This window comes from Mesorhizobium sp. P3_A2, assembly GCF_056403115.1.
Window position 1 is genome coordinate 164,467 of the sequence record NZ_JBFUGC010000002.1, and the last position, 18,409, is coordinate 182,875.

The window sequence follows — 18,409 nt, forward strand, 5'->3', positions numbered from 1 at the left end:
GGGGCGGGATGAACGCGAGGAAAACCAGGCTTCGCCGTTAACCAAATGGACGAAGGCAATGGGTTAGGCTAGGTTCCGGCCCTCTCAGCAACGCCGGACTTGCCTTGCCCGATTTCCATTTCCCCTCCCTCGCCCAAAGATTTGTCGCAGCCATCCTGCTGCTCGTCTTCGTTGCCGGCTGCAGCACCACCGCACCGCCCGACAGCGTGCTGGCGGTGCCGGCGCCGCAGGAAAAATATGCGGCCATCGTCGTCGATGCCAGCGGCAAGACGCTGTTCGAGGTCAGTTCGACGGCGCAGCGCTATCCGGCGTCGTTGACCAAGATGATGACGCTGTATCTGCTGTTCGAGGCGCTGGAGACCGGCCGCGTCTCCAAGGAGACGCAGATCCCGGTCTCCGACAATGCGGCCCGGCAGCCGCCGACCAAACTGCGCTTCAGGCGCGGCGAGAGCATCGATGTCGATTCGGCGATCCGGGCGATCGTGGTCAAATCGGCCAATGACGTGGCGGTGGCGGTGGGCGAATATCTTGGCGGCTCGGAAGACCAGTTCGCGGCCATGATGACGTCGAAGGCGCGCCAGATCGGCATGACCAGCACCGTCTTCCGCAACGCCTCCGGCCTGCCCGACGCCGGCCAGCACACGACGGCGCGCGACATGGCAACGCTCGGCATGGCGCTGCGCGCCCGCTTCCCGCAACAGTTCCACTATTTCTCCGAAAGCGATTTCATGTTCCGCGGACGGCTGGTGCGCGGCCATAACGACATGCTGGGCCGGGTGCGCGGCGTCGACGGCATCAAGACCGGCTATATCAGGGCCTCCGGCTACAACATCGTCACCTCCTACAATGCCGACGGCCGGCATCTGATCGTGGTGGTGATGGGCGCCGACAGCGCCAGGCAGCGCAACGACCATGTCGAAGCGCTGATCCAGCGCAGCCTGTCGCCAGCGATGGCCGATACCAAGACGCGGCTGATGTTTGCGGGAGGCCAGCCGGCCGGCTCGCCGCTTCCCGGCCTGCCGCCACCGGGCTCGTCGCTTCCAGGTCTGGAGCCGCCCGGTTTGCCGGCGCCTGGTTTGCCGACGCAGTAGCGTGGCGCAAGGACGGTGCCTGCTGCAACCCTACCGCACGACCAGCACCGGGATCTCCGTCAGCGACACGACTTCCGCGGTCTGGCTGCCCAGCACCAGCCTGCCCAGTCCGCGGCGGCCATGCGAGGCCATGACGATGAGGTCGCAGGCCTCGGAGCGGGAGGCGTCGAGGATGGCCTCTGCCGGCGTCCGGTTCTCGACGTACAGGGTCTTTGCCCGCACGCCGAGCGCGTCGGCCTCAGCCTTGCACTTGTCCAGCACCTGGCGGCCATATTTGCGGGCGTTTTCCTCGTAATTGACCAGCTCTTCGCCGGCGACATAGCCGGCCATTGCACCGCCCCAGGCCAGTGCCGGGAACGGCTCGGAGACGTTGACGAAGGTGACATCGGAGCCTAGGCCCTTGGCCAGTTCAAGGCCGTGGGCGACGCCCTTGGCAGCGAGTTCCGAACCGTCGGTGGCGATCAGGATATGTTTGTACATGGTGGCAACCCCTGTTGTGGGGCGATTCAATGCCCCTGGCGGCAGCCTGACCCTAGCGCTTTCATGCAACATCGTCAGGACTGATCTGGATATAAGCGCCCCGCCCGGCCCGCCACAGGTCCATGATGGGGCCAGCCGCCAATGACCATGGCGCCAGCCGCGCGCGTGACGACCCGACCCGTCAATCACAAGCGCTTGCACAGGCCCGCAATCTTCGCCGCAGCGATAGCTATGCCGCGCCGGCTTGGCGTAACGTGTCCGACAGCGCGACAGCAGGAGCCGGCATCATGAGCACAGCCCCAAAACCATCCGAACAGGCCGACAGCGAAAACGACAGCGGCGGCGAGTATTTCGAGGCGCCGCCCGCCCACGAAGCCGAGCTGGTCGCCGACGAGGCGCTCGAGGCGCCCGAGGTGCCGGACTCCGAACCCACCGGTCATGGCCGCCTGAAGCCGAAGCGAAAACCGTCGGCGATTTCAGGTAGAAAGTTTCGCAAGCGCGACCTAGTCCGCATCGACGATCTCAGGCCGAGCCTTGCCGACCGCATCCGCTCCGACCATCCCGACCTGCCGCGCGGCGCCCGCATCAGCCGCGAGGAGCTCGGCCGCTACCGCATGCGCTACATGGAAGAGTTGCTGCAGCAGGAGCATGGCGAATTCTCCGAGCTCGACCGCCAGGTGGTCGAATCGATCGCCAGGCAGGACACCATCTCGGAAAACTCGGAAGAGGAGTTCGAGGAGCACAGGTCGTTCGCCGACCGCGTCTCCGACAATATGGCGGCCTTCGGCGGCAGCTGGTGGTTCCTGATCTCGTTCGGCAGCGTGCTTTTGGTGTGGATCGGCATCAACCTGCTCGAGGGCTTGCAGAGCGCCTTCGACCCCTACCCCTTCATCCTGCTCAACCTTCTGCTCTCCTGCATCGCCGCCGTCCAGGCGCCGATCATCATGATGAGCCAGAGACGAACGGAGGCCAAGGACCGCCTGCGCTCCTTCAACGACTACCGGGTGAACCTGAAAGCCGAACTGGAAGTGCGCCATCTGCACGAAAAGCTCGACTACCTGATCTCGCGCCAATGGACGCGGCTGGCCGAAATGCAGCAGATGCAGCTGGATGCCATGCACGAGCTGACGGGTGCGAAGAAGGCGAAGCGGACGCCAAGAAGGGTGCGCAGGAGGGTGGCGAAAGTGGAGGCGGCGGGGTGAGGCCCGCGCAGAGGGCAAAAAGCTAATTGCCGGGCTTTTCGAATAACGAAGGGTGAAGCGCCGATCCGCCTTGGGCGGAGGTCTCGCGGACCTTTTGAAGGGCAGAGAGCCTGCCAAGGGCGCTCACGATCGGTTGTCCGGTGACGGCAATTGTGCTATTGTTTTGGACATGGTGCTGATTTGCGCCAGCGACCCGCCGCCGAGGCGGGTTTTTCGTTTTCCGCCTTGCGGGCCTCGGGCTTCTCGAAACCATCAGTTGGATCCTGACAGGACTGGAACCTGTGACCTTTGCCTGAGGAGCCAGTCCAATTGCCCGTTGAAGCCCGGCGCGGCTTCCGCTAAGAAGCCGTGGCTGGCCGGCCTAATGGCTGGTTCGTTTTCAGGTTCCCTGAAGGCACCCGTAGCTCAGCTGGATAGAGCGCTGCCCTCCGAAGGCAGAGGTCACAGGTTCGAATCCTGTCGGGTGCGCCAACTCTTGTAACAATATCAGCCTATTAGTTTATTGGTGATGGTCGACCTTTCTTTAGGCAGGCAACGGGCAAGCAAGCGGTAATCATGGACCTATTCCTGGTTCGTCGTTAAAGTCTAAGCAGACCATACAGCCAGCAAAAAGTTCCTTGAGCCGTCAGCGCCTGGGCACTACTACCCAAAGTGCCAATGCGGCCAATCACGCGATCATGCGTTCGAGTTCATCGATGAGCGCGTCCATTCCGCCGTAAAAACTCTGGACCATCGCTGATAGGAAAGCCTCGCCTTCGACTGCCTCCGACCGAAATGGGTGCCCCGCGCGCAAGCCGAGCAGACGGACGAAATACAGCTGAGTCCGTCCATTCCCCTCACGAAATGGATGAATGGCGTTGAGATCGCCGAGAAAATCCGCGATCGCTGGCACGAAGGCTTCAACATCCACTCCGGGAAGGAAAGTCGCCTGATCTAGAACCACAAACAGCTTGTCCATCTCCTTCACGATGTTCTCAGGATAGCAAAACCAGCTAGCGCCCTTCGCGGTACGGATCGTCCGATACTGGCCGGCCCACGAATAGACATCCTGAAAGAGGTGACGATGGAGCGCGCAGTAATGTGCGGGGTTGAAATCGCCGGTCGGCGGAGACTCCAAGCTACGACGGCCGACTGTCTCCACCTCGAAAGCCTCAAGCTCCACCTGGGTGCGGAGATCAGGCAGATTGATGAGAAGGTTGGTGCCGGGATAACACGCCGGATCATCTATGGCTTTATACGGATCGCCGACCATCAGGCCGCCTGGGTATGGTCCAAACCGGCAAGCCGATCCCGCGCTTCATTCGATAGCTCTAGGCCCTCCACCGCGCTGATCGCCTCATACCCACGGAGGCTAAGCGCGGGAGAGGTGACCGCCAGCGAGTGCTCAATAGAGGCAATCTCAGTTGGAGTCAGTCCGAAATGACCATAAACGCGGCGATCGATTTCGGCTTCCGCCTCCACAATGCGTCTCTGCAGCGTCAACGCCTCTACGCGTTTTGCGCTGTACCAGAGCTCCCAGTCGTCGCGTTGAGCAACGGGGATAGAGACTTTGTATCGCGTGGAGATAACGGCCTGCAGTTCCGCGAAAGTGAGCGAGGGCCAATTGTGGATCGATGCGATTCGCAGGTCTATGTCGGTCAGGCGATGTTTGACAGCGACGGCGAGGTCGGCGAGTGCACGAGCAGCTAGAGATGCAACTCGACCTTCTTCCCGTAGTTGAGATAAGGCTGCTTCGTCGGGGAGCGGCAGTTGACTGACGAATTCGGTGCGAAGGCGTAGATAGCCCCCGCGTGCGATGTTGGTGAGCCCCGCGAAAAAGAACCAAGCAAGTCGGCTATTTAGATAAGAAGTGAGCCCGTCATCGTTCGACGGAATGAAGTATACCGTATTGGCAGGGTAAAATGCGTCTCGATCGATCGAGAACGTTCCATAGTTGGCGATATCTGAGTAAACGATTTTCGGCGCCAAAAAGGCTGCCTCATAATTCGCTTGAGCCTGTTGAAGCTCCCACCATTGTTGCTGCGTCGCGCGGGCCTCAAGGCGATCCCGGCGGGATGAAAGAAAATCGCGCAGAGCTGGATAGCGCTCGATATCAATGCGGTTCTTGGGTATGTATGCTAGCCAAAGATCATCCCTCTCGACGTGCCAGCGCTTAAGGTTCTCGCCAATCAGAAAGGGTTTGAGCAGGCCAGCGGAGTGGTCCTCGGGAGTCTGCATCGCTCGCTCTACAATGCTGTCGCGCTCCGCCCGGGATAGCACGAAGGCGTCGTTGAGGCCGGTTTTGATACCGTAGAGCGGAGCGCCGAACACTTCAGCCAACGTCGGTCGTCCCGACGCGATCTTTTCGCGAATCTTGTCGAGCACGTCGCTCTCGAAGCGCCAAGTGCCGCTTGTTAGCCGAGCGCGCGGCATCGGCCGAGCCTCCTCCTCGAAGGTCTTCCCCAGGTCTTGCGGCAGTTCTCGGACTGCAAGATATTGCAATGTGCCATCTGCCGAAGCCCTCTCGCTCTTTCGCAGTGTAACTATAGCAGGATAGGTAGTGACACCTTCGAAAACCTGGAGGTCACCGAAATCGACCACACTTTCAATCTCACTATGCTCTGCGAGATAGGCACGGAGCAGTTTGCCCGAGCCCGTGCGAAAGAAGGTGGAAGACGATATGAAGCCAAGCCTACCACCGGGCTTGAGCAGCTTCACGCCCAACTCAAAGAAATAGGCGTAGAGGTCGGCACGTTCGGTCGCGACGGTGAAGCGTTGCTGAAGGTGTGGCTTAATGGCCTTAATCAGTTCCATCCGAACATAGGGTGGATTGCCGAGCACAATGTCGAAGCAACCGCCATCGACCAACTGGGGAAAGGCCTTCTCCCATCTAAACGGTCGCATATGATACTGGGGGTCGTCGACTAAACTGTTACCGTGCAATATATTGCTGTCCAAGCTTTCCAAGGCGCGGTCCCGCTTTGCTGTCTGCAGCCACAATGCGAGCTTGGTAATTTCGACTGACTCAGCATTCAGATCCACACCGAACAGATTGTCTGTGATGATCTCCACATCGGCATTGGGTGAGGCGTACGCAAGTAGGCCGGGTTGCAATTCGCTAAGGCGATCACGCACCCGCTTCTGCTCGGAATTGAGGAAGTTGAAAGCGGCGATCAGAAACGCGCCCGAACCGCAGGCTGGATCGAGGATACGCAGACTGGTCAACCGGTCCAAGTAAGCGTTCCAATAGTTCGCTTCTGCCGTTGTCTTGTTGCGCCAGCGTACGGCGTCACTAGCATCGCGCTTGCCGTAGACCGGGAGCAGATCATCTCTGATGTTGGCCAGATGGCGGCCGATCGTCTGCTCAACGATGAAGCGAGTGATGAAATCAGGCGTGTAGACGACGCCCTCACGCTTTTTCTTCGGTACCGGTGGCGGCGCTTCAAGGCCGGCAGCCGCCTTCTCGTTCTCAATGTCGGTAATTGACTGTTCGAAGATGTGACCAAGAATCGTGACCGATATTTCACTCGCGAAATCATAGTTGGCAAGCAGCCCGAATCGCTCCACGAGGTGATCGGGGAGTCCCAGGCCATCAATCATTGGATCAGCGGCGAAAAGGCCGCCGTTGTATCGTGGTATGTTGTTCGGTGGCGCGCCCTTGTCGACCCATTCGAAAAGCTTGCAGATTTGCTCCCACTTCGGCCGAGGAAAGTATGGATCATGATATTCAAGCGCCTGGGCGAGACTTCGTGAGGGAAGTAGGTTCTTGTCCTCTGCAAACGCGATGAATAGCAGCCGATCGAGCAGTGTTTGGACGAGCCTGATCCGAGCCTCAACCTGGATCGAAGGGTGGTGCGACGCGACAAACTCCATGAGCTGAGCGCGGAGTTCCTTGTAGTCGCGGTATAGCTGATTGGTAACTTCCCGATCGGCCTGTGCGCTGCGGGTCAGAAGCTCGGCGGTGGCGCCGGTTAATAGGCGATCAGATCCTAACAAAAGGCGCAGTCGCTGAAGCTCGTTTGGTTGGCCGATCTTTCTCAGGTCGAAACTTTCGTAGAGTTGCCGGCCTTGGCCAAACGCATATAGGCGCAGTTCCTTCATATTGCTGATCAGCACCCAACGGGCCCCTGGGGCGTCCATTGCATAGTCCCACGCCTGCTGAACTGGTGTCTTTGCCCGCCCTGGCATGATTCGATCGAGCGCTACCTTTGGTCCTTTAAGCTCTAGTGGAGCAATAATGCTCGCCTTTCCATCGACGAAGCGACCGAGTGCGACATCGACGATTGTGCCGCCAGGCACGGGTTGCTTCACCTGCATCGTGCCTACAATGGCAGGGGATGGCGCTGCATAGCCGAGCACCTGCTGTAGGATTGTGCGGTTGAATTCCTGCTCGAGCTGACTCTCGTTCTGCAGCTCGAATAACGGATCGGCGGCTCTTGCGGCCCAAGTCTGCGCCGCAACAGCTTCGTCAGCCGTTGGCTTCCAAGTGAAAGCAGCTAACGCTGTCTCTACGGTCTTCGGATTGAATAGTGGCATGACTTCTTATGGTCCCGAACCTGCGCGTCGTCTAGGACTAGACGGCTACTCTCCGCCTAGCATCGCCTCAATAGCCAGGACCAAGGCCCTGCACAACGATCCCAGACCGTAGCCGATCAAACCTAGCTGGGTCATGCGCCCATGTCCCGAAAAACACCAAACGCGCATACCCACGCTATCGCCCGGGAGCGCTACCCCCAAGAACCCTCGATTTTTCACACCCATCGCCAAATATCTATCCCAACCACCTTAAGCAACCATAACAACGATTTCCAATACTACCTACTCTTGCCGAAACTAAAACCGCTACTCTCCCGTAATCATATTGGTAATGGATGCGTTCGACCTGCGTCCAGGCAACCAACACGGGGGAGCGTTCTGATGAATTTCTTTAAAAGTTTCATCAAGGTCTTGGCAGGCAGCGCTGTTGCCGCTGCTTTGTGCTTTCCGGCTAATGCGGGGGGGCTCAATGTGGGCGTCGGCGGGGTGGGCGTCTCGGTCGGCGGCAGTGGCGGCGGGCTTGGCGTCGGCGCCTCGGTCGGCGGCAGCAAGGGCGTCAATGCCGGCGCTACCGTCGGCGGCGCCGGCGGCGTCACCGCCGGCGCAACAGTTGGCGGTACCGGCGGCGTTGCTGCCGGCGTCGGTGCATCGGTCGGCAATGGCGTCAACGCGGGCATCGGCGCATCGGTTGGCAGCGGCGTCAAGGCGGGTGTCGGCGCAACGGTCGGCAACGGTGTCGGGGTTGGCGCCGGTGTCGGTGTGGGCAATGGGGTGACGGCCGGGGTCGGCATCGGCATTGGCGGCACGACCGGGCCGACCAGCCCGCGCGATCCCTACACGCCGGCAATCCCGACGCGGCCGGCGGTGACGGCCATCAACGCCATGTCGGTTGGCCAGCTCGCCAAGATGAAGAAGCGCTGCGCCAGCGTGCTCAGCGGCCAGGGCAACTACGATCGCCTGAAGCAGCTCTGCCTGTTTTTGGCGCGGCGCTAGATCCAGCCTGCCGCTTCGAAAAATCCGGGCACGTCATCCAGTCCGTGGGCGATCGCGTCCGGCTGGTAGTCGGGCGGCGGGCGCCGGCCGGTGCCGCGGTCGACCCACACGGCGCGGAAGTTGAGATCGCGTGCGGCGGTCAGATCGAGATGCGGGCTGGCGCAGATGTGGACCAGCTCGTCCCTGGTCACGCCGAGAGTTCGCCAGGCATGTTCGAAAATCTGCCGCGACGGCTTGTAGGCCTGCGCCTGCTCGGCGGTGATGACCCGGTCGATCGAGCCCCCGAGCTGCGCGACGTTGCCGGCGATGATGGCGTCATCGGTGTTGGAGATGATCGCCAGCTTGAAGCCGGCATCCTTTAGCCGGCGAAGCGCCGCGACGACTTCGGGAAAAGGCGGCATCTTGCCGATCGACGAGGTCAGCAGTTCCGCGTCGTCGGCCGCCGCTTCCAGCGAGAAATCGTGCATCGCCAGCTGCAAGGCCTTTGCGGTGACATCGGCGAAGGAGACGTGCGGCCTGCTGTGCTCGAGCGCGTGCTCGTGCCGGTCATAGACCGGGATAAAATCTTTCGCCTCGATCTTGCGGCCCTTGCGCGCGAGGATCGTTGCCATCGCCGCCATCAGGCTTTCGTCCCACTGGATCAGCGTTCCGTAGCAATCGAATGTCAGCCAGGTCGGGCGCGGCCCGTTCAATGCCATTTGCAGAAACCTCAGGGAAAGTTGGCTGGACACTGCCAGCGATTTCAGTCATTTGAAAATTAAATGTTGCGATAAGATCAAGTGGGAATTCGAATGGAGCTGGATCTCGATCTGTTGCGCAGCTTCGTCGCCGTGGTCGAAACCGGCGGTTTTACGCGCGCGGCGGAGCACGTTCATCTGACGCAATCGACCATCAGCCAGCAGATCAAGCGGCTGGAAGACAGCGTCGGCCACAGCCTGCTGGTGCGCGAGCGCGCGCCGGGCGGCGTGCAGGTCACCGAAGAGGGCGAAGTGTTGCTCGGCTATGCGCGCCGGCTGCTGTCGATCTCGGCCGAGGCGGAAGCGGCCTTGCGGCAGCCCGCGGCGCCGAAGACGGTGCGGCTCGGCGTGCCAGAAGACTTTGCCGGCCGGCGGCTGATCGACCTGCTGTCGGGATTTTCAAGGGCTTCGCCGCACCTGCGGCTCGACACCGTCAGCGGCTGGAGTTTCGAGCTGCGGCGCCTGCTGGACAATGGCGAGATCGATCTGGCGCTGATCAAGCGCGAAGCCGGCGACGCGCCTTGCCTTGGGCGCTGGGAGGAAAAACTGGTCTGGGTGGCCGGCCCGTCCGGCGAGATCGACGCCGACCCGGTGCCGCTCGCCATGTTTCCGCAAGGCTGCATTTACCGGCAAAGGGCCACCCGCGCCATCGAGGCGACAGGGCGGATGTGGCGCATCGCCTATACAAGCCAGGGGCTGATCGGGGTGCAGGCGGCGGTGGCGTCGGGGCTGGGCATCAGCCTGCTGCCGGTGGATGCGGTGCTTCCCGAGCACCGCCTGCTCACCGCAGCCGACGGTTTTGCGGAACAGCCGCCGTCGGAGCTGGCGTTGATCGCGCCCTCGCAACGGCTGGATGCGCCGGCGCGTGACCTGGCTGCGTTTCTGGCCGCAAACATCGGCAGCATTCTGCATGGCTCTGTCGCCCGGCTGAAGGAAGCGCGGCACGTGGTTACGGCCCTGCGCTAACTGGTTTCGGCGCTAAAAAGGGAAAGGGTCTCGGCAGCGCGCAGGCTTGAGGCCAAGACTGCCTGGAACAGAATACAGCCTGCCCGGACCAAACCTTGGTTTGGTCGAACGCAAGCCCGGAGCGAACATGCGAACAAGGGACCGCTGCTCATCCTGCACCAGGATGACGGCGAATATTTCCAGGTTTCGTTCATGGCAGAGTTTGACGCATGAGGCGTAGTCGAGTGTCGCTTCATCCGCGCAGGCAGGGCCGCCACCCTGCAGATATGGACACAGCCCAAGATCTGTCTCTTGATGCCAGCGATAAAGTTGCAGCGCCCCGCGCGTAAAGCGGGTCGTTCCCTGTTGCTGCGCCTGTTGGGAGAGCAGAGCAAGGTTCGCTTCGCATTGAGCAAGCTCGCCAACCGCCCTTGTGGCAGCCGCGGACCACGATGCGCCTGCCGCAAACCCCATCGCTGGACACCGGCCGGACCTGTCGCTGGAGATTGCCGCAACTATCGGCACCGCCAAATCCAACGTAAGGCGCAGAAGCCGCAATTCGCGACCTCGGTGCCGAAGCCAGTCCTCGTAGGAAGATACGGTGTCGCTTGCCGTCGACTTCGGATCGATTTGAGGCAGAACAAGTCGATTGTACCACCAGATGGAGGTCGCATCTCGCTCTATCAGCTCGAGAAGTGCGCTCATCGCCGCGTCCTTGAGGTTGATGCCCAGCGCGAGGCCGTTCGAGTCGGCAGCCGGCAAAGATGATTGCTTGCCACCGCGATCATATCCAAGGAAACACAGCCCTGCGGGCACCCAGGCTTGCTCCGTACCGAGCTTGTCGTCACTCAGGATCCAGTCTTCAGGCGCGGATCTATCCCAGCGGGCCGGAACCATGTTGCGGGGCTGTCGGTTCCCGGCCTCTTGCCGGTCATATTGCTTTTCGCTGAAAAGAAGGATGCCGGGCGGCTCGACGACCCGCCCATGAATCGCATCGGCACACGATCGGAGAATTCGCCCCTCGGGAATGATCTGGGCGAAGTAGGTCTCGTCCGCCTCATAGAGGCAGCCTTGCAGCGCCTGCTCGACTGTCGTGCCCCAACCAGACACGAAGTAAGTGCTGTCATCGCCATCGCTGGCGGCGCGAACGCGGCCGGCGGCCACAGTGAGAGGACAGCCGAGCAATGGGTCCGAGATCACCACCGGGCCATAGAGAAGACTAGACCCCACGCAGACCTCGAATGTGCGTATCTTTCGCCTTGCGGGCGCTTCTGAACGGATTTCGCTCTGTCGCGCGCCCGACGCTCTTCGTGCAGCAGTTTACACGCTGCCATACGCGATAGCATCATGCAAATATGCTAAAGTACGTTCGGACGTCCGACCCGAGGTATGGATTGACCCCAAAGCCTGGATTGACCGCAAACAACGGCACGCTGAAGCGACGCCTGACTGCGATCGTGGTCGCAGACGTGGTCGGCTATTCGCAACAAATGGCGGAAGACGAGGAAGGCACGTTTACCCGCGTCCGGGCGCTGATGCACGACGAGATCCCAGGCTACGTTCATCGGCATGACGGCCGCGTTGTGAAGAACACCGGCGACGGTATCGTCGCGGAGTTCCTCAGTGCGGTCGAAGCGGTCCGGTGCGGGGTGGCTATCCAGGCCTATCTCGCAAGCCCCGGGTCGCCCGGTCTGTCGCTTCGAATGGGCATAAATTTCGGCGACATTATCGTCGACGGCGACGGAGACGTGTTCGGCGACGGTGTCAACGTGGCTGCACGCCTTGAACAGATCGCAGCCCCCGGAGGCATTTGCCTTTCGGCAAAAGTGCATGAGGAGGTCCGCGCGGGGCTGCAATTGCCCTTCGAATATTGCGGTGATTTTCTGCTCAAGAACATTCCCCGACCCGTAGCGGTCTACTCGCTTATTCACAGACCCGAGAGCCCCGCTCCGAGCATCGGCGCCGGGACTTCGGGCTCGAACACGCCATCGATCCTGGTCCGCCCGTTTGTCAGCACCGGCGGGGTGGAACCCTATTTCAGCGAAGGGTTCACTGAAGACGTCATCACCGAGCTGACGCGGTTCACGCAGCTCTCCGTCGCGTCATATCATACCTCGATGCGGCTCAAGGATGTGGAACTGCCGAAGCTGGTCGCGGATATCGGGCTCGATTTCGAGCTTGCGGGGCGAATCCGCAGGATGGGGAAGCGTATCCGCCTGTCATGCGAACTGGTTGACGCTACGTCCGGCGGTGACGTTTGGGCCGAGCATTATGACAGCGACGATCAAGACATTTTCGATGTGCAGGACGAACTGGTCCGCAAGATCGTGGGCACAGTCATCGGACGGCTCAAAGCCGCTGGTGCGGAGAAGGCGCGGCGCAAGCCGCCGGCCAATCTGGCGGCCTATGAGTGCGTGCTGCGCGGCAATGCCCTGCCGCTGGGCGACCTCGCGTGCGAAGCGGAAGCCAGGCAATGGTATCAGCGCGCCATCGACCTCGATCCGACCTATGGGCGCGCCTACGCCAAGCTGGCTCACTACAAGCAGTTGGAATGGTTTCGCGACATGGGATCTTCCGATGCCCTGCTCGACGAGGCGCACGCAATTGCCAAAAAGGCGGTGGCGCTCTCCCCCAACGATCCGGTTTGCCTCAACATTCTCGGCTGGGTGCTGCTGCACCGGCGAGACTTCGACGTCGCCGGGCAACTCTACGCACGGGCCCTCTACCTCAATCCGAACGATCCCGAGCAGGTTTCCTATCTCGGCACCCTCTACACATTTTGCGGCGAACCGGAGCGCGCCATCCAATGGTTCGAGCGGGCGCAGGTGCTCGATCCCCTCTATGAACCATCCTGGTATTGGCCGTTTCGCGGCATCGTCCACTTCATTGCGGGCCGGCCCGAGCAGGCATTGGTCGCTTTGAGCCGTTCATCGACAATGCCGACATGGGTTACGGCCTACATGGCCGCTTCGAGCTCGGCGCTTGGCCGGGACAGCGACGCAAAGTTGTACGCGGCTCGCGTGTTGGCGGGTACGCCCAGCTTTTCTTGCAGTCGATTCGTGGCCAAGGAGCCTTATCGCCTGGAAGAGGATCGGGCCACGCTGCTCAAAGGGCTGCTCGCCGCAGGGCTGCCGAACTGAAATTGAAGTTTGCTATCGGCAGCCGAAAAGGACCGCGGACGCAAGCTCTTCATGATAGTGCCGACCCTGTGCGTTGTTGTGGTACGTCCCGAGGTAATCTATCAGGTCCTCTCGGGTGACAACGCCTTCCGGCAGGGCTGGCAGGACCACAGTCAGCTCCGTTGGGGCATCGCACACCAGTTTCACTTTCGCGTCGACGATCTGCTCCAGCACAATCTTAAGTTCGCTTAGAAGAGTAGCGTCATTCAGGTCTTTTACTTTCGACACTACGCCATTCTTTAAATCTTTGCCTTTGTAGTTGATATTGGCACCAGCAAGATCAACAACGCGAAAGGTTTTGCCCGAAGTGCCCGGGGTGATCGTCCCTACCTTCACGCTTCGAAGGCCGCCAGTCTTGTCTTCAGTGCGCACAGCTATGACGTCACCGGACGCGAATGCGTTCTGCATGTCGACGGTTATAGTCAACTGACTTGTCGAATCTACCACTGATACAGTCGCCGTGAACGCGGGCGGCAAAGCCTTCAGCCAGGCCCCCACGAGCGCCGCGCCAATCTCCTGGGCCTGTCGGCCCTGCTTGAGTTTCACCTTGGGCACAACCGTTGCTCCCCGCGCTTTGAGGCGTGCGAGAACAACCTAGGCTGCTTTTTCTTTGGCTGCAAGAAGAGCCTCAAACGGTTCGCCTCCAAAGCTTTGCCGTGGACAGAAAGAGCTATTGGGAGCATGCTGCCCGTCAGTCGACCAGCAGATGGGGGGGGATCCATGAGGTTCGCCTGGCTTGTGACTTTTCTCGCCGCCACATTTTCCGCGGCCACGATCGTGCACGCGGACGAAGACCCGGACGGGCCGCAAGTAACGCAACACACATTCATCGCGCCACTTGCGGACAAGGACAGATTTGGATCGGTTATCGCCAGCCTGAACAAGATGAATCTGTCGGGGGACCCCCTGCAGGCCGTCGACATGCCGGACCTGGGATTTAGCCTGGTCACTGGAAGCTTTACCGATGAGGAAGCGAACAAGCTTCTGTCGGCGGGGTATCAGGAACCGGACTCCCCGGAAGTAAGCCTGTTCGCGGATGGCGGTTGCGAAGCACGCGGCCCGCTAGCGGATGTGACGGGTGACAAGCTCGTGCCGCCGAGCGTTTGCAGAGTCGTCGGATCGCCCGGTCTTGTGACCAACGGGTCCGCGGTCTGGATCATCGATAGCGGCGTCGACGAAGACATCGTCACAAAAGGGCTTCTCAATATTTCGGAACGGATCGACTGTATGACCACTACCTGCAGCACGACCACCGGCGCGCCAGACACTCAAGGTCACGGCACGATGGTTGCAGGGATCATTGGCGGAAAGCGTGTGCCAGGTGCAACAAGCGGTCAATTCCTTGGCATCGTTGGGGTCAGCCCCGGGGTGCCGCTCAAGATTGTCAAGGCATTTGAAGGCGGGAAGTCGAAGATCGTCGGGCCGCCGCTTGTCGCCCTGCAATATGTCAGTGATCATGCGTCGCCCGGCCAAATCCTGAACATCAGCTGGGGCTCGCAGTTCTTGGAGACCGCGAGGAAGGGTGGCCAATTGGACCTGCTTGGTCAGATGGACAAGCTGCTGTTTGCGATCGCAAACAAGCAGGTCCGCATTGTGATTGCGGCGGGCAATGCGCGGGAAGACGACGAGGCGTCGTGGGTACAGTCCTTTTTCCCGGCCAATGCGTCGGAATATTTTTCTCCAAACCCGACGCAAGGCTTCATCCAAAGTGTCTCGGCATCCGACAGCACTTATGTCACCGGCACCGGCACCGGCGCGTGCAGCACCGTTTCAAACGGGTGGTGTGATGTGCTTTGGAATGGCGGCGCTTTTGGCGCGGCCATGTCCGAGCCCGGCGTTGGCGTCCAGGTGCTTTGGCGGAGCACAAAGAATACCCACAAGCTAAGACAGAATATCTGTTCGGGGACGTCCCTTGCCGCTCCAGTCCTGGCGGGACTGCTGGCCCGGCCCGCTCCGAATTTGCAGGAGGTCCCGATCAAAAAGGGTGTGATCCCAAATGCCGATCAGCTTGGATTTTCGACGCCCGGAACGCCGGACGTCACTGATCCGGACTATCCGAAATGCAATTAACGCGCCGCACGGCCCTCCAGGGTTTGGGTCTTACCTCGCTGTTTGCGACCAGCGCAGGGCTTGCTTCGGCGGTTTTTGCCGGCGACAGCCACCCGCGGCTGCTGGTCGTCCACCTTCGGGGCGGACTTGATGCGCTGTCCGCGCTGCCGCCCCATGGTGATTCGGATTTCCGGCGGGTGCGAGGCACGGCGAGAGAACTTGACACCTCCGACGACGCGTTCAGTGTGAAGCTTGATCCGCTGTTTGCGCTTCATCCGGCGCTCGAACCTCTTGCTCGGTTCTATTCGGCCGGCGAATTGCTGATCCTGCCCGCGACGGGCATCCCGGGTCTCGGGAAATCGCATGACGCCGCGCAGAGGGTCCTGTTCGACGGCGATGTCGATGGCGGCGATTTTGGCTGGCCAGGAAGAGCCGCTTCGGTGCTGTCGCAGGGAAGGCAAACAATCTGGCGTGCAGCGCCGGCCAACCTGCCAAATGACGCGCTTTTCGATCTTGTGTTGGCCAATCCTGGACTTGACATCGCCCGCCTTTGCCTCGGTGAGGCGTCCGGTTCAGCCGGAGACGCGGTGCAGACATTGCTTGCGCGGCGACATGCGCTGAGTGCCGCCAGCTTTGCCGCAGCGGCGACCTCCGCGGGGCAGGCGCTGTCCAGGCCGGACGGTCCGCGCGTGGCCCTGCTGCAGTTGGACGGCATCGATACCCACGTTGCTCAGGGAGAGCGTCTTTCGGCGACCCTTGGGACATTGGCGCGCGGTGTCGTCGCGTTCTCGGAAGCGGCAGCCGCAATCTGGCGTCAAACCGTTGTCCTCGGCATTACGGAATTTGGGCGCTCCATCCACTTCAACGAGCAAGGCGGCACCGACCATGGCAGTGCCAGCGTCGCGTTCTTGATGGGTGGTGCGACAGCCGGCGGGCGGATCGCGGGTCGCTGGCCCGGATTGGCGGCAGATCAGCTCCACGAGGGGACCGACTTGGCGGTCACCACTGATGCCCGCTCGATTGTCAACGCGGTGTTGAAAGATCATCTTGGGCTCTCAAGCCAGGCAATGGCGTTGGTCGCTCCAAACGCATCGGGCCTTCAAGCAATCAAAGGCTTGTTTCAGACTTGATGCACCCTTGGCAGAACGCGTAGCAGCGCCGACGTCCGCTCGCGGGGACCACACGCCGGGATCGACGCAATCGCGGCGCGGCTAAAACCCGAACAGTTCCTTGCGCAGAGCGTCTTCGTATTTCGCCTTCAGGTCCAGGACCTTGTCGCGCATCTCGTCTTCCTTGAAGTGCGCTGCTTCCCATGTGTCGACCTCGGCAACCGAATGGTGGACGGAGGCCAGTTCCGCTTCTTGCCTGATCGCCGCTATCCATTCTTCCACCGCGGTCTTGTAGGCGTTCTGCAGTTGGTCGAGATTGTCGCCTGGCATGGCACGCTCCCTTGTTGAGACCGCCATTTTTAGGTCAACCCTATGAACGGACTAAGACAGCCAGCAGGCCACGGGCCGTGGCGTTAACCACCCTTTGTGTCGGCTAAAATTGCCCCTCTGGCCTTTTGCCTCAGCCGCTCTATCTGGCTGATGTTAGCCTTATCCTCTGATGGAGGTTTTGATGGATCGGCGATCATTCTTGACAGCATTGTTCGGCGTTGCGGGGGCCGCGGCGCTTGCTACTACGGTTCGGCCTCTTGAGGCCGTGGCCGGGGTTCCCAATGTCGGTAACGGCATTCTCGATGAGCTCGACAAGCAGGATGCCAGTGCTTTCGATGACGACGACGGCCCGGGCGATGTCGAGCAGATCTACCATCGGCGATGGCACCGTCGCCACCACAGGCGGCGCGTCTGGAGACGGCATTGCCGCAGGTTCTGGCGGTATGGCAGGTGGCACAGGCGCTGCTACCGCAGGCGCTCCTATGTCATCTTGCGGTTCTAGCCGCAGGATGATCCCGAGGTTCGGACAAATCCTGCCCTGAGGCGCAAGTACTGAACAGACCCATCCCGATTTGCTTCGGGATGGGTCTGTCAGGCTGGCCCCGCCACTGCCGCCACGGAGTCGCGCTCGACCAGCGGGCATTCCAGCTTGGTGATGGGATAGCGGCCGCGGCCGGGCGGCGGCACTTCCAGTTGCTCGATCGCCCATTGGCCCATGGCCATGTGCGGCAGGATCGACGTCGTCAGCGGCGGGAACAGATGGCGGGCGATCTCCTCGTCGTCATAGCCGACCACCGAAATGTCCTGCGGAATGTGCAGGCCCGCCTCCTTCAGCGCTTCGTAGCAACCGATTGCCGTGCGGTCGTTCTGGCAGAAGATGGCGGTCGGGCGGTCTTTGAGCGCCAAGAGCTTGACGGTCGCGGCATAGCCCGCACTTGCCGACCAGTCGCCTTCGACCACCAGTTCCGGATCGAACGGGATGTCGGCGGTGGCGAGCGCCCTGCGGTAGCCTTTCAGCCGGTCCTGCGCGGCCTGCATCCACGGCTCGCCGGTGATGGTGGCGATGCGGCGGTGGCCGTGGCCGATCAGATGCCGGGTCGAGCTCTGGCCACCGGCGATCTCGGAAGGAACCACGGCGGGGAAGGCATAGTCGGATGTGTAGCAGTTGAGCAGGATGACCGGGATGTCGAGGCCGTAGAGGAAGTCGGGCGCCGTGATCTCGCGGGTGAAGATGGTCATGTAGATCAGCGCCGAAATGCCGCGCTTGGTGAGAGCCGCAATGGCGCGCGGCTCCATGACGGCGTCGCCCATGGTCTGCGCCACCAGCAAGACATTGCCGGCGTTCCATGACGCCTGGCGCGCGCCCTCGATGGCGACGACGGCTTCCGGACTGGTCGCCAGTTGGTCGACGGCGAAGCCGATGACGCCATCAAGCCCTTCGAAAGCGGGAACCGGTTTGCGCAGCGCCGAGAAGGCGGGCGCGGTGTAGCCGAGCGCACGCGCGGCGTCGATCACCCGCTCGCGCGTCTGCTGCGACAACCTGATGCCGGGCGAATTGTTGAGCACGAAGGAGACGGTCGCCTGCGAGCAGCCGGCAGCCCTCGCAATATCCGTCATGGTGACGCGGCCGCCTTTGGCGGTTCTCGCCGGCGCCTTGCGCCGCCGCGCCGCGTCGCTGGCCGGGCCGTCCGGGTCAATCGTATCGCTCATGGCATTCGTGTCCCCAATCCACGGCCTGTCTAGCGGCAGCCAGTCAGGCCGACAAGATAGCTTGGCGCC

16 protein-coding genes and 1 tRNA gene are annotated in these 18,409 nt (G+C 61.3%); 8 read left to right on the plus strand and 9 right to left on the minus strand.

Features of this window, described 5'->3' with window-relative positions; translation table 11 throughout:
• Nucleotides 1-104: 104 nt before the first annotated feature.
• Nucleotides 105-1,091, plus strand: coding sequence for a D-alanyl-D-alanine carboxypeptidase family protein (locus AC1DXM_RS05260; protein WP_477232110.1), 987 nt, complete (start codon nucleotides 105-107; stop codon nucleotides 1,089-1,091).
• A 30-nt stretch (nucleotides 1,092-1,121) separates the two neighbouring features.
• Here the strand turns inward: AC1DXM_RS05260 and AC1DXM_RS05265 are convergent, their stop codons facing one another.
• Nucleotides 1,122-1,571 (minus strand): universal stress protein, encoded by a 450-nt coding sequence (locus AC1DXM_RS05265; RefSeq protein ID WP_477232111.1) that lies wholly within the window; start codon nucleotides 1,569-1,571, stop codon nucleotides 1,122-1,124.
• Between the two features lie 287 nt (nucleotides 1,572-1,858).
• Between AC1DXM_RS05265 and AC1DXM_RS05270 the strand changes: the two genes are divergently transcribed.
• Nucleotides 1,859-2,773, plus strand: coding sequence for a DUF1003 domain-containing protein (locus AC1DXM_RS05270; protein WP_477232112.1), 915 nt, complete (start codon nucleotides 1,859-1,861; stop codon nucleotides 2,771-2,773).
• Nucleotides 2,774-3,167: 394 nt separating this feature from the next.
• A tRNA-Arg gene (locus AC1DXM_RS05275) sits at nucleotides 3,168-3,244 on the plus strand.
• Nucleotides 3,245-3,440: 196 nt separating this feature from the next.
• Here the strand turns inward: AC1DXM_RS05275 and AC1DXM_RS05280 are convergent.
• Both AC1DXM_RS05280 and AC1DXM_RS05285 read right to left on the minus strand, forming a co-directional pair.
• Nucleotides 3,441-4,025 (minus strand): Fic/DOC family protein, encoded by a 585-nt coding sequence (locus AC1DXM_RS05280; protein WP_477232113.1) that lies wholly within the window; start codon nucleotides 4,023-4,025, stop codon nucleotides 3,441-3,443.
• Nucleotides 4,025-7,288 carry an Eco57I restriction-modification methylase domain-containing protein gene (locus tag AC1DXM_RS05285; RefSeq protein WP_477232114.1) on the minus strand — a complete coding sequence of 1,088 codons (3,264 nt, stop codon included), beginning with the start codon at nucleotides 7,286-7,288 and terminating at the stop codon, nucleotides 4,025-4,027. Before AC1DXM_RS05285 ends, AC1DXM_RS05280 begins: the two co-directional genes overlap by 1 nt.
• A 381-nt stretch (nucleotides 7,289-7,669) precedes the next feature.
• Here AC1DXM_RS05285 and AC1DXM_RS05290 point away from each other — a divergent pair, with 381 nt between their 5' ends.
• Entirely contained in the window at nucleotides 7,670-8,281 is a 612-nt protein-coding gene (locus AC1DXM_RS05290) for a hypothetical protein (protein ID WP_477232115.1), read from the plus strand.
• Here AC1DXM_RS05290 and AC1DXM_RS05295 read toward each other — a convergent pair.
• Nucleotides 8,278-8,979, minus strand: coding sequence for a haloacid dehalogenase type II (locus AC1DXM_RS05295; RefSeq protein ID WP_477232116.1), 702 nt, complete (start codon nucleotides 8,977-8,979; stop codon nucleotides 8,278-8,280). The two genes, AC1DXM_RS05290 and AC1DXM_RS05295, sit on opposite strands and share 4 nt — an antisense overlap.
• An 87-nt stretch (nucleotides 8,980-9,066) precedes the next feature.
• On the opposite strand from AC1DXM_RS05295, the gene AC1DXM_RS05300 reads away from it, so the two are divergent.
• On the plus strand, nucleotides 9,067-9,984 hold the full coding sequence (locus AC1DXM_RS05300) for a LysR substrate-binding domain-containing protein (protein WP_477232463.1): 918 nt from the start codon (nucleotides 9,067-9,069) through the stop codon (nucleotides 9,982-9,984).
• Nucleotides 9,985-9,996: 12 nt separating this feature from the next.
• Here AC1DXM_RS05300 and AC1DXM_RS05305 read toward each other — a convergent pair whose 3' ends face one another.
• Nucleotides 9,997-11,193: a YcaO-like family protein gene (locus tag AC1DXM_RS05305; RefSeq protein WP_477232117.1), complete on the minus strand. Its 1,197-nt coding sequence runs from the start codon at nucleotides 11,191-11,193 to the stop codon at nucleotides 9,997-9,999.
• A gap of 182 nt (nucleotides 11,194-11,375) precedes the next feature.
• Here AC1DXM_RS05305 and AC1DXM_RS05310 point away from each other — a divergent pair, with 182 nt between their 5' ends.
• Complete coding sequence (locus AC1DXM_RS05310) at nucleotides 11,376-13,103, plus strand: adenylate/guanylate cyclase domain-containing protein (RefSeq protein ID WP_477232118.1); 1,728 nt, start codon at nucleotides 11,376-11,378, stop codon at nucleotides 13,101-13,103.
• A gap of 12 nt (nucleotides 13,104-13,115) precedes the next feature.
• Here the strand turns inward: AC1DXM_RS05310 and AC1DXM_RS05315 are convergent, their stop codons facing one another.
• Nucleotides 13,116-13,697 (minus strand): hypothetical protein, encoded by a 582-nt coding sequence (locus AC1DXM_RS05315; protein ID WP_477232119.1) that lies wholly within the window; start codon nucleotides 13,695-13,697, stop codon nucleotides 13,116-13,118.
• Nucleotides 13,698-13,862: 165 nt separating this feature from the next.
• On the opposite strand from AC1DXM_RS05315, the gene AC1DXM_RS05320 reads away from it, so the two are divergent.
• Entirely contained in the window at nucleotides 13,863-15,212 is a 1,350-nt protein-coding gene (locus tag AC1DXM_RS05320) for a S8 family serine peptidase (RefSeq protein WP_477232120.1), read from the plus strand.
• Nucleotides 15,203-16,321 (plus strand): DUF1501 domain-containing protein, encoded by a 1,119-nt coding sequence (locus AC1DXM_RS05325; protein WP_477232121.1) that lies wholly within the window; start codon nucleotides 15,203-15,205, stop codon nucleotides 16,319-16,321. Before AC1DXM_RS05320 ends, AC1DXM_RS05325 begins: the two co-directional genes overlap by 10 nt.
• Nucleotides 16,322-16,402: 81 nt before the next feature.
• Here AC1DXM_RS05325 and AC1DXM_RS05330 read toward each other — a convergent pair whose 3' ends face one another.
• From AC1DXM_RS05330 to AC1DXM_RS05340, 3 genes are all read right to left on the minus strand, one after another.
• Nucleotides 16,403-16,630 carry a hypothetical protein gene (locus AC1DXM_RS05330; RefSeq protein ID WP_477232122.1) on the minus strand — a complete coding sequence of 76 codons (228 nt, stop codon included), beginning with the start codon at nucleotides 16,628-16,630 and terminating at the stop codon, nucleotides 16,403-16,405.
• A gap of 193 nt (nucleotides 16,631-16,823) precedes the next feature.
• On the minus strand, nucleotides 16,824-17,006 hold the full coding sequence (locus AC1DXM_RS05335; RefSeq protein ID WP_477232123.1) for a hypothetical protein: 183 nt from the start codon (nucleotides 17,004-17,006) through the stop codon (nucleotides 16,824-16,826).
• 215 nt (nucleotides 17,007-17,221) lie between these two features.
• Nucleotides 17,222-18,340, minus strand: coding sequence for a LacI family DNA-binding transcriptional regulator (locus AC1DXM_RS05340; RefSeq protein WP_477232124.1), 1,119 nt, complete (start codon nucleotides 18,338-18,340; stop codon nucleotides 17,222-17,224).
• Between the last annotated feature and the right edge of the window lie 69 nt (nucleotides 18,341-18,409).

Coding starts and splice junctions, on each gene's coding strand:
- AC1DXM_RS05265 (WP_477232111.1), bottom strand. CDS start 1,571: ATGTACAAACATATCCTGATCGCCACCGACGGTTCGGAACTCGCTGCC.
- AC1DXM_RS05270 (WP_477232112.1), top strand. CDS start 1,859: ATGAGCACAGCCCCAAAACCATCCGAACAGGCCGACAGCGAAAACGAC.
- AC1DXM_RS05280 (WP_477232113.1), bottom strand. CDS start 4,025: ATGGTCGGCGATCCGTATAAAGCCATAGATGATCCGGCGTGTTATCCC.
- AC1DXM_RS05285 (WP_477232114.1), bottom strand. CDS start 7,288: ATGCCACTATTCAATCCGAAGACCGTAGAGACAGCGTTAGCTGCTTTC.
- AC1DXM_RS05290 (WP_477232115.1), top strand. CDS start 7,670: ATGAATTTCTTTAAAAGTTTCATCAAGGTCTTGGCAGGCAGCGCTGTT.
- AC1DXM_RS05295 (WP_477232116.1), bottom strand. CDS start 8,979: ATGGCATTGAACGGGCCGCGCCCGACCTGGCTGACATTCGATTGCTAC.
- AC1DXM_RS05320 (WP_477232120.1), top strand. CDS start 13,863: ATGAGGTTCGCCTGGCTTGTGACTTTTCTCGCCGCCACATTTTCCGCG.
- AC1DXM_RS05325 (WP_477232121.1), top strand. CDS start 15,203: ATGCAATTAACGCGCCGCACGGCCCTCCAGGGTTTGGGTCTTACCTCG.
- AC1DXM_RS05330 (WP_477232122.1), bottom strand. CDS start 16,630: ATGCCAGGCGACAATCTCGACCAACTGCAGAACGCCTACAAGACCGCG.
- AC1DXM_RS05335 (WP_477232123.1), bottom strand. CDS start 17,006: ATGGTAGATCTGCTCGACATCGCCCGGGCCGTCGTCGTCATCGAAAGC.
- AC1DXM_RS05340 (WP_477232124.1), bottom strand. CDS start 18,340: ATGAGCGATACGATTGACCCGGACGGCCCGGCCAGCGACGCGGCGCGG.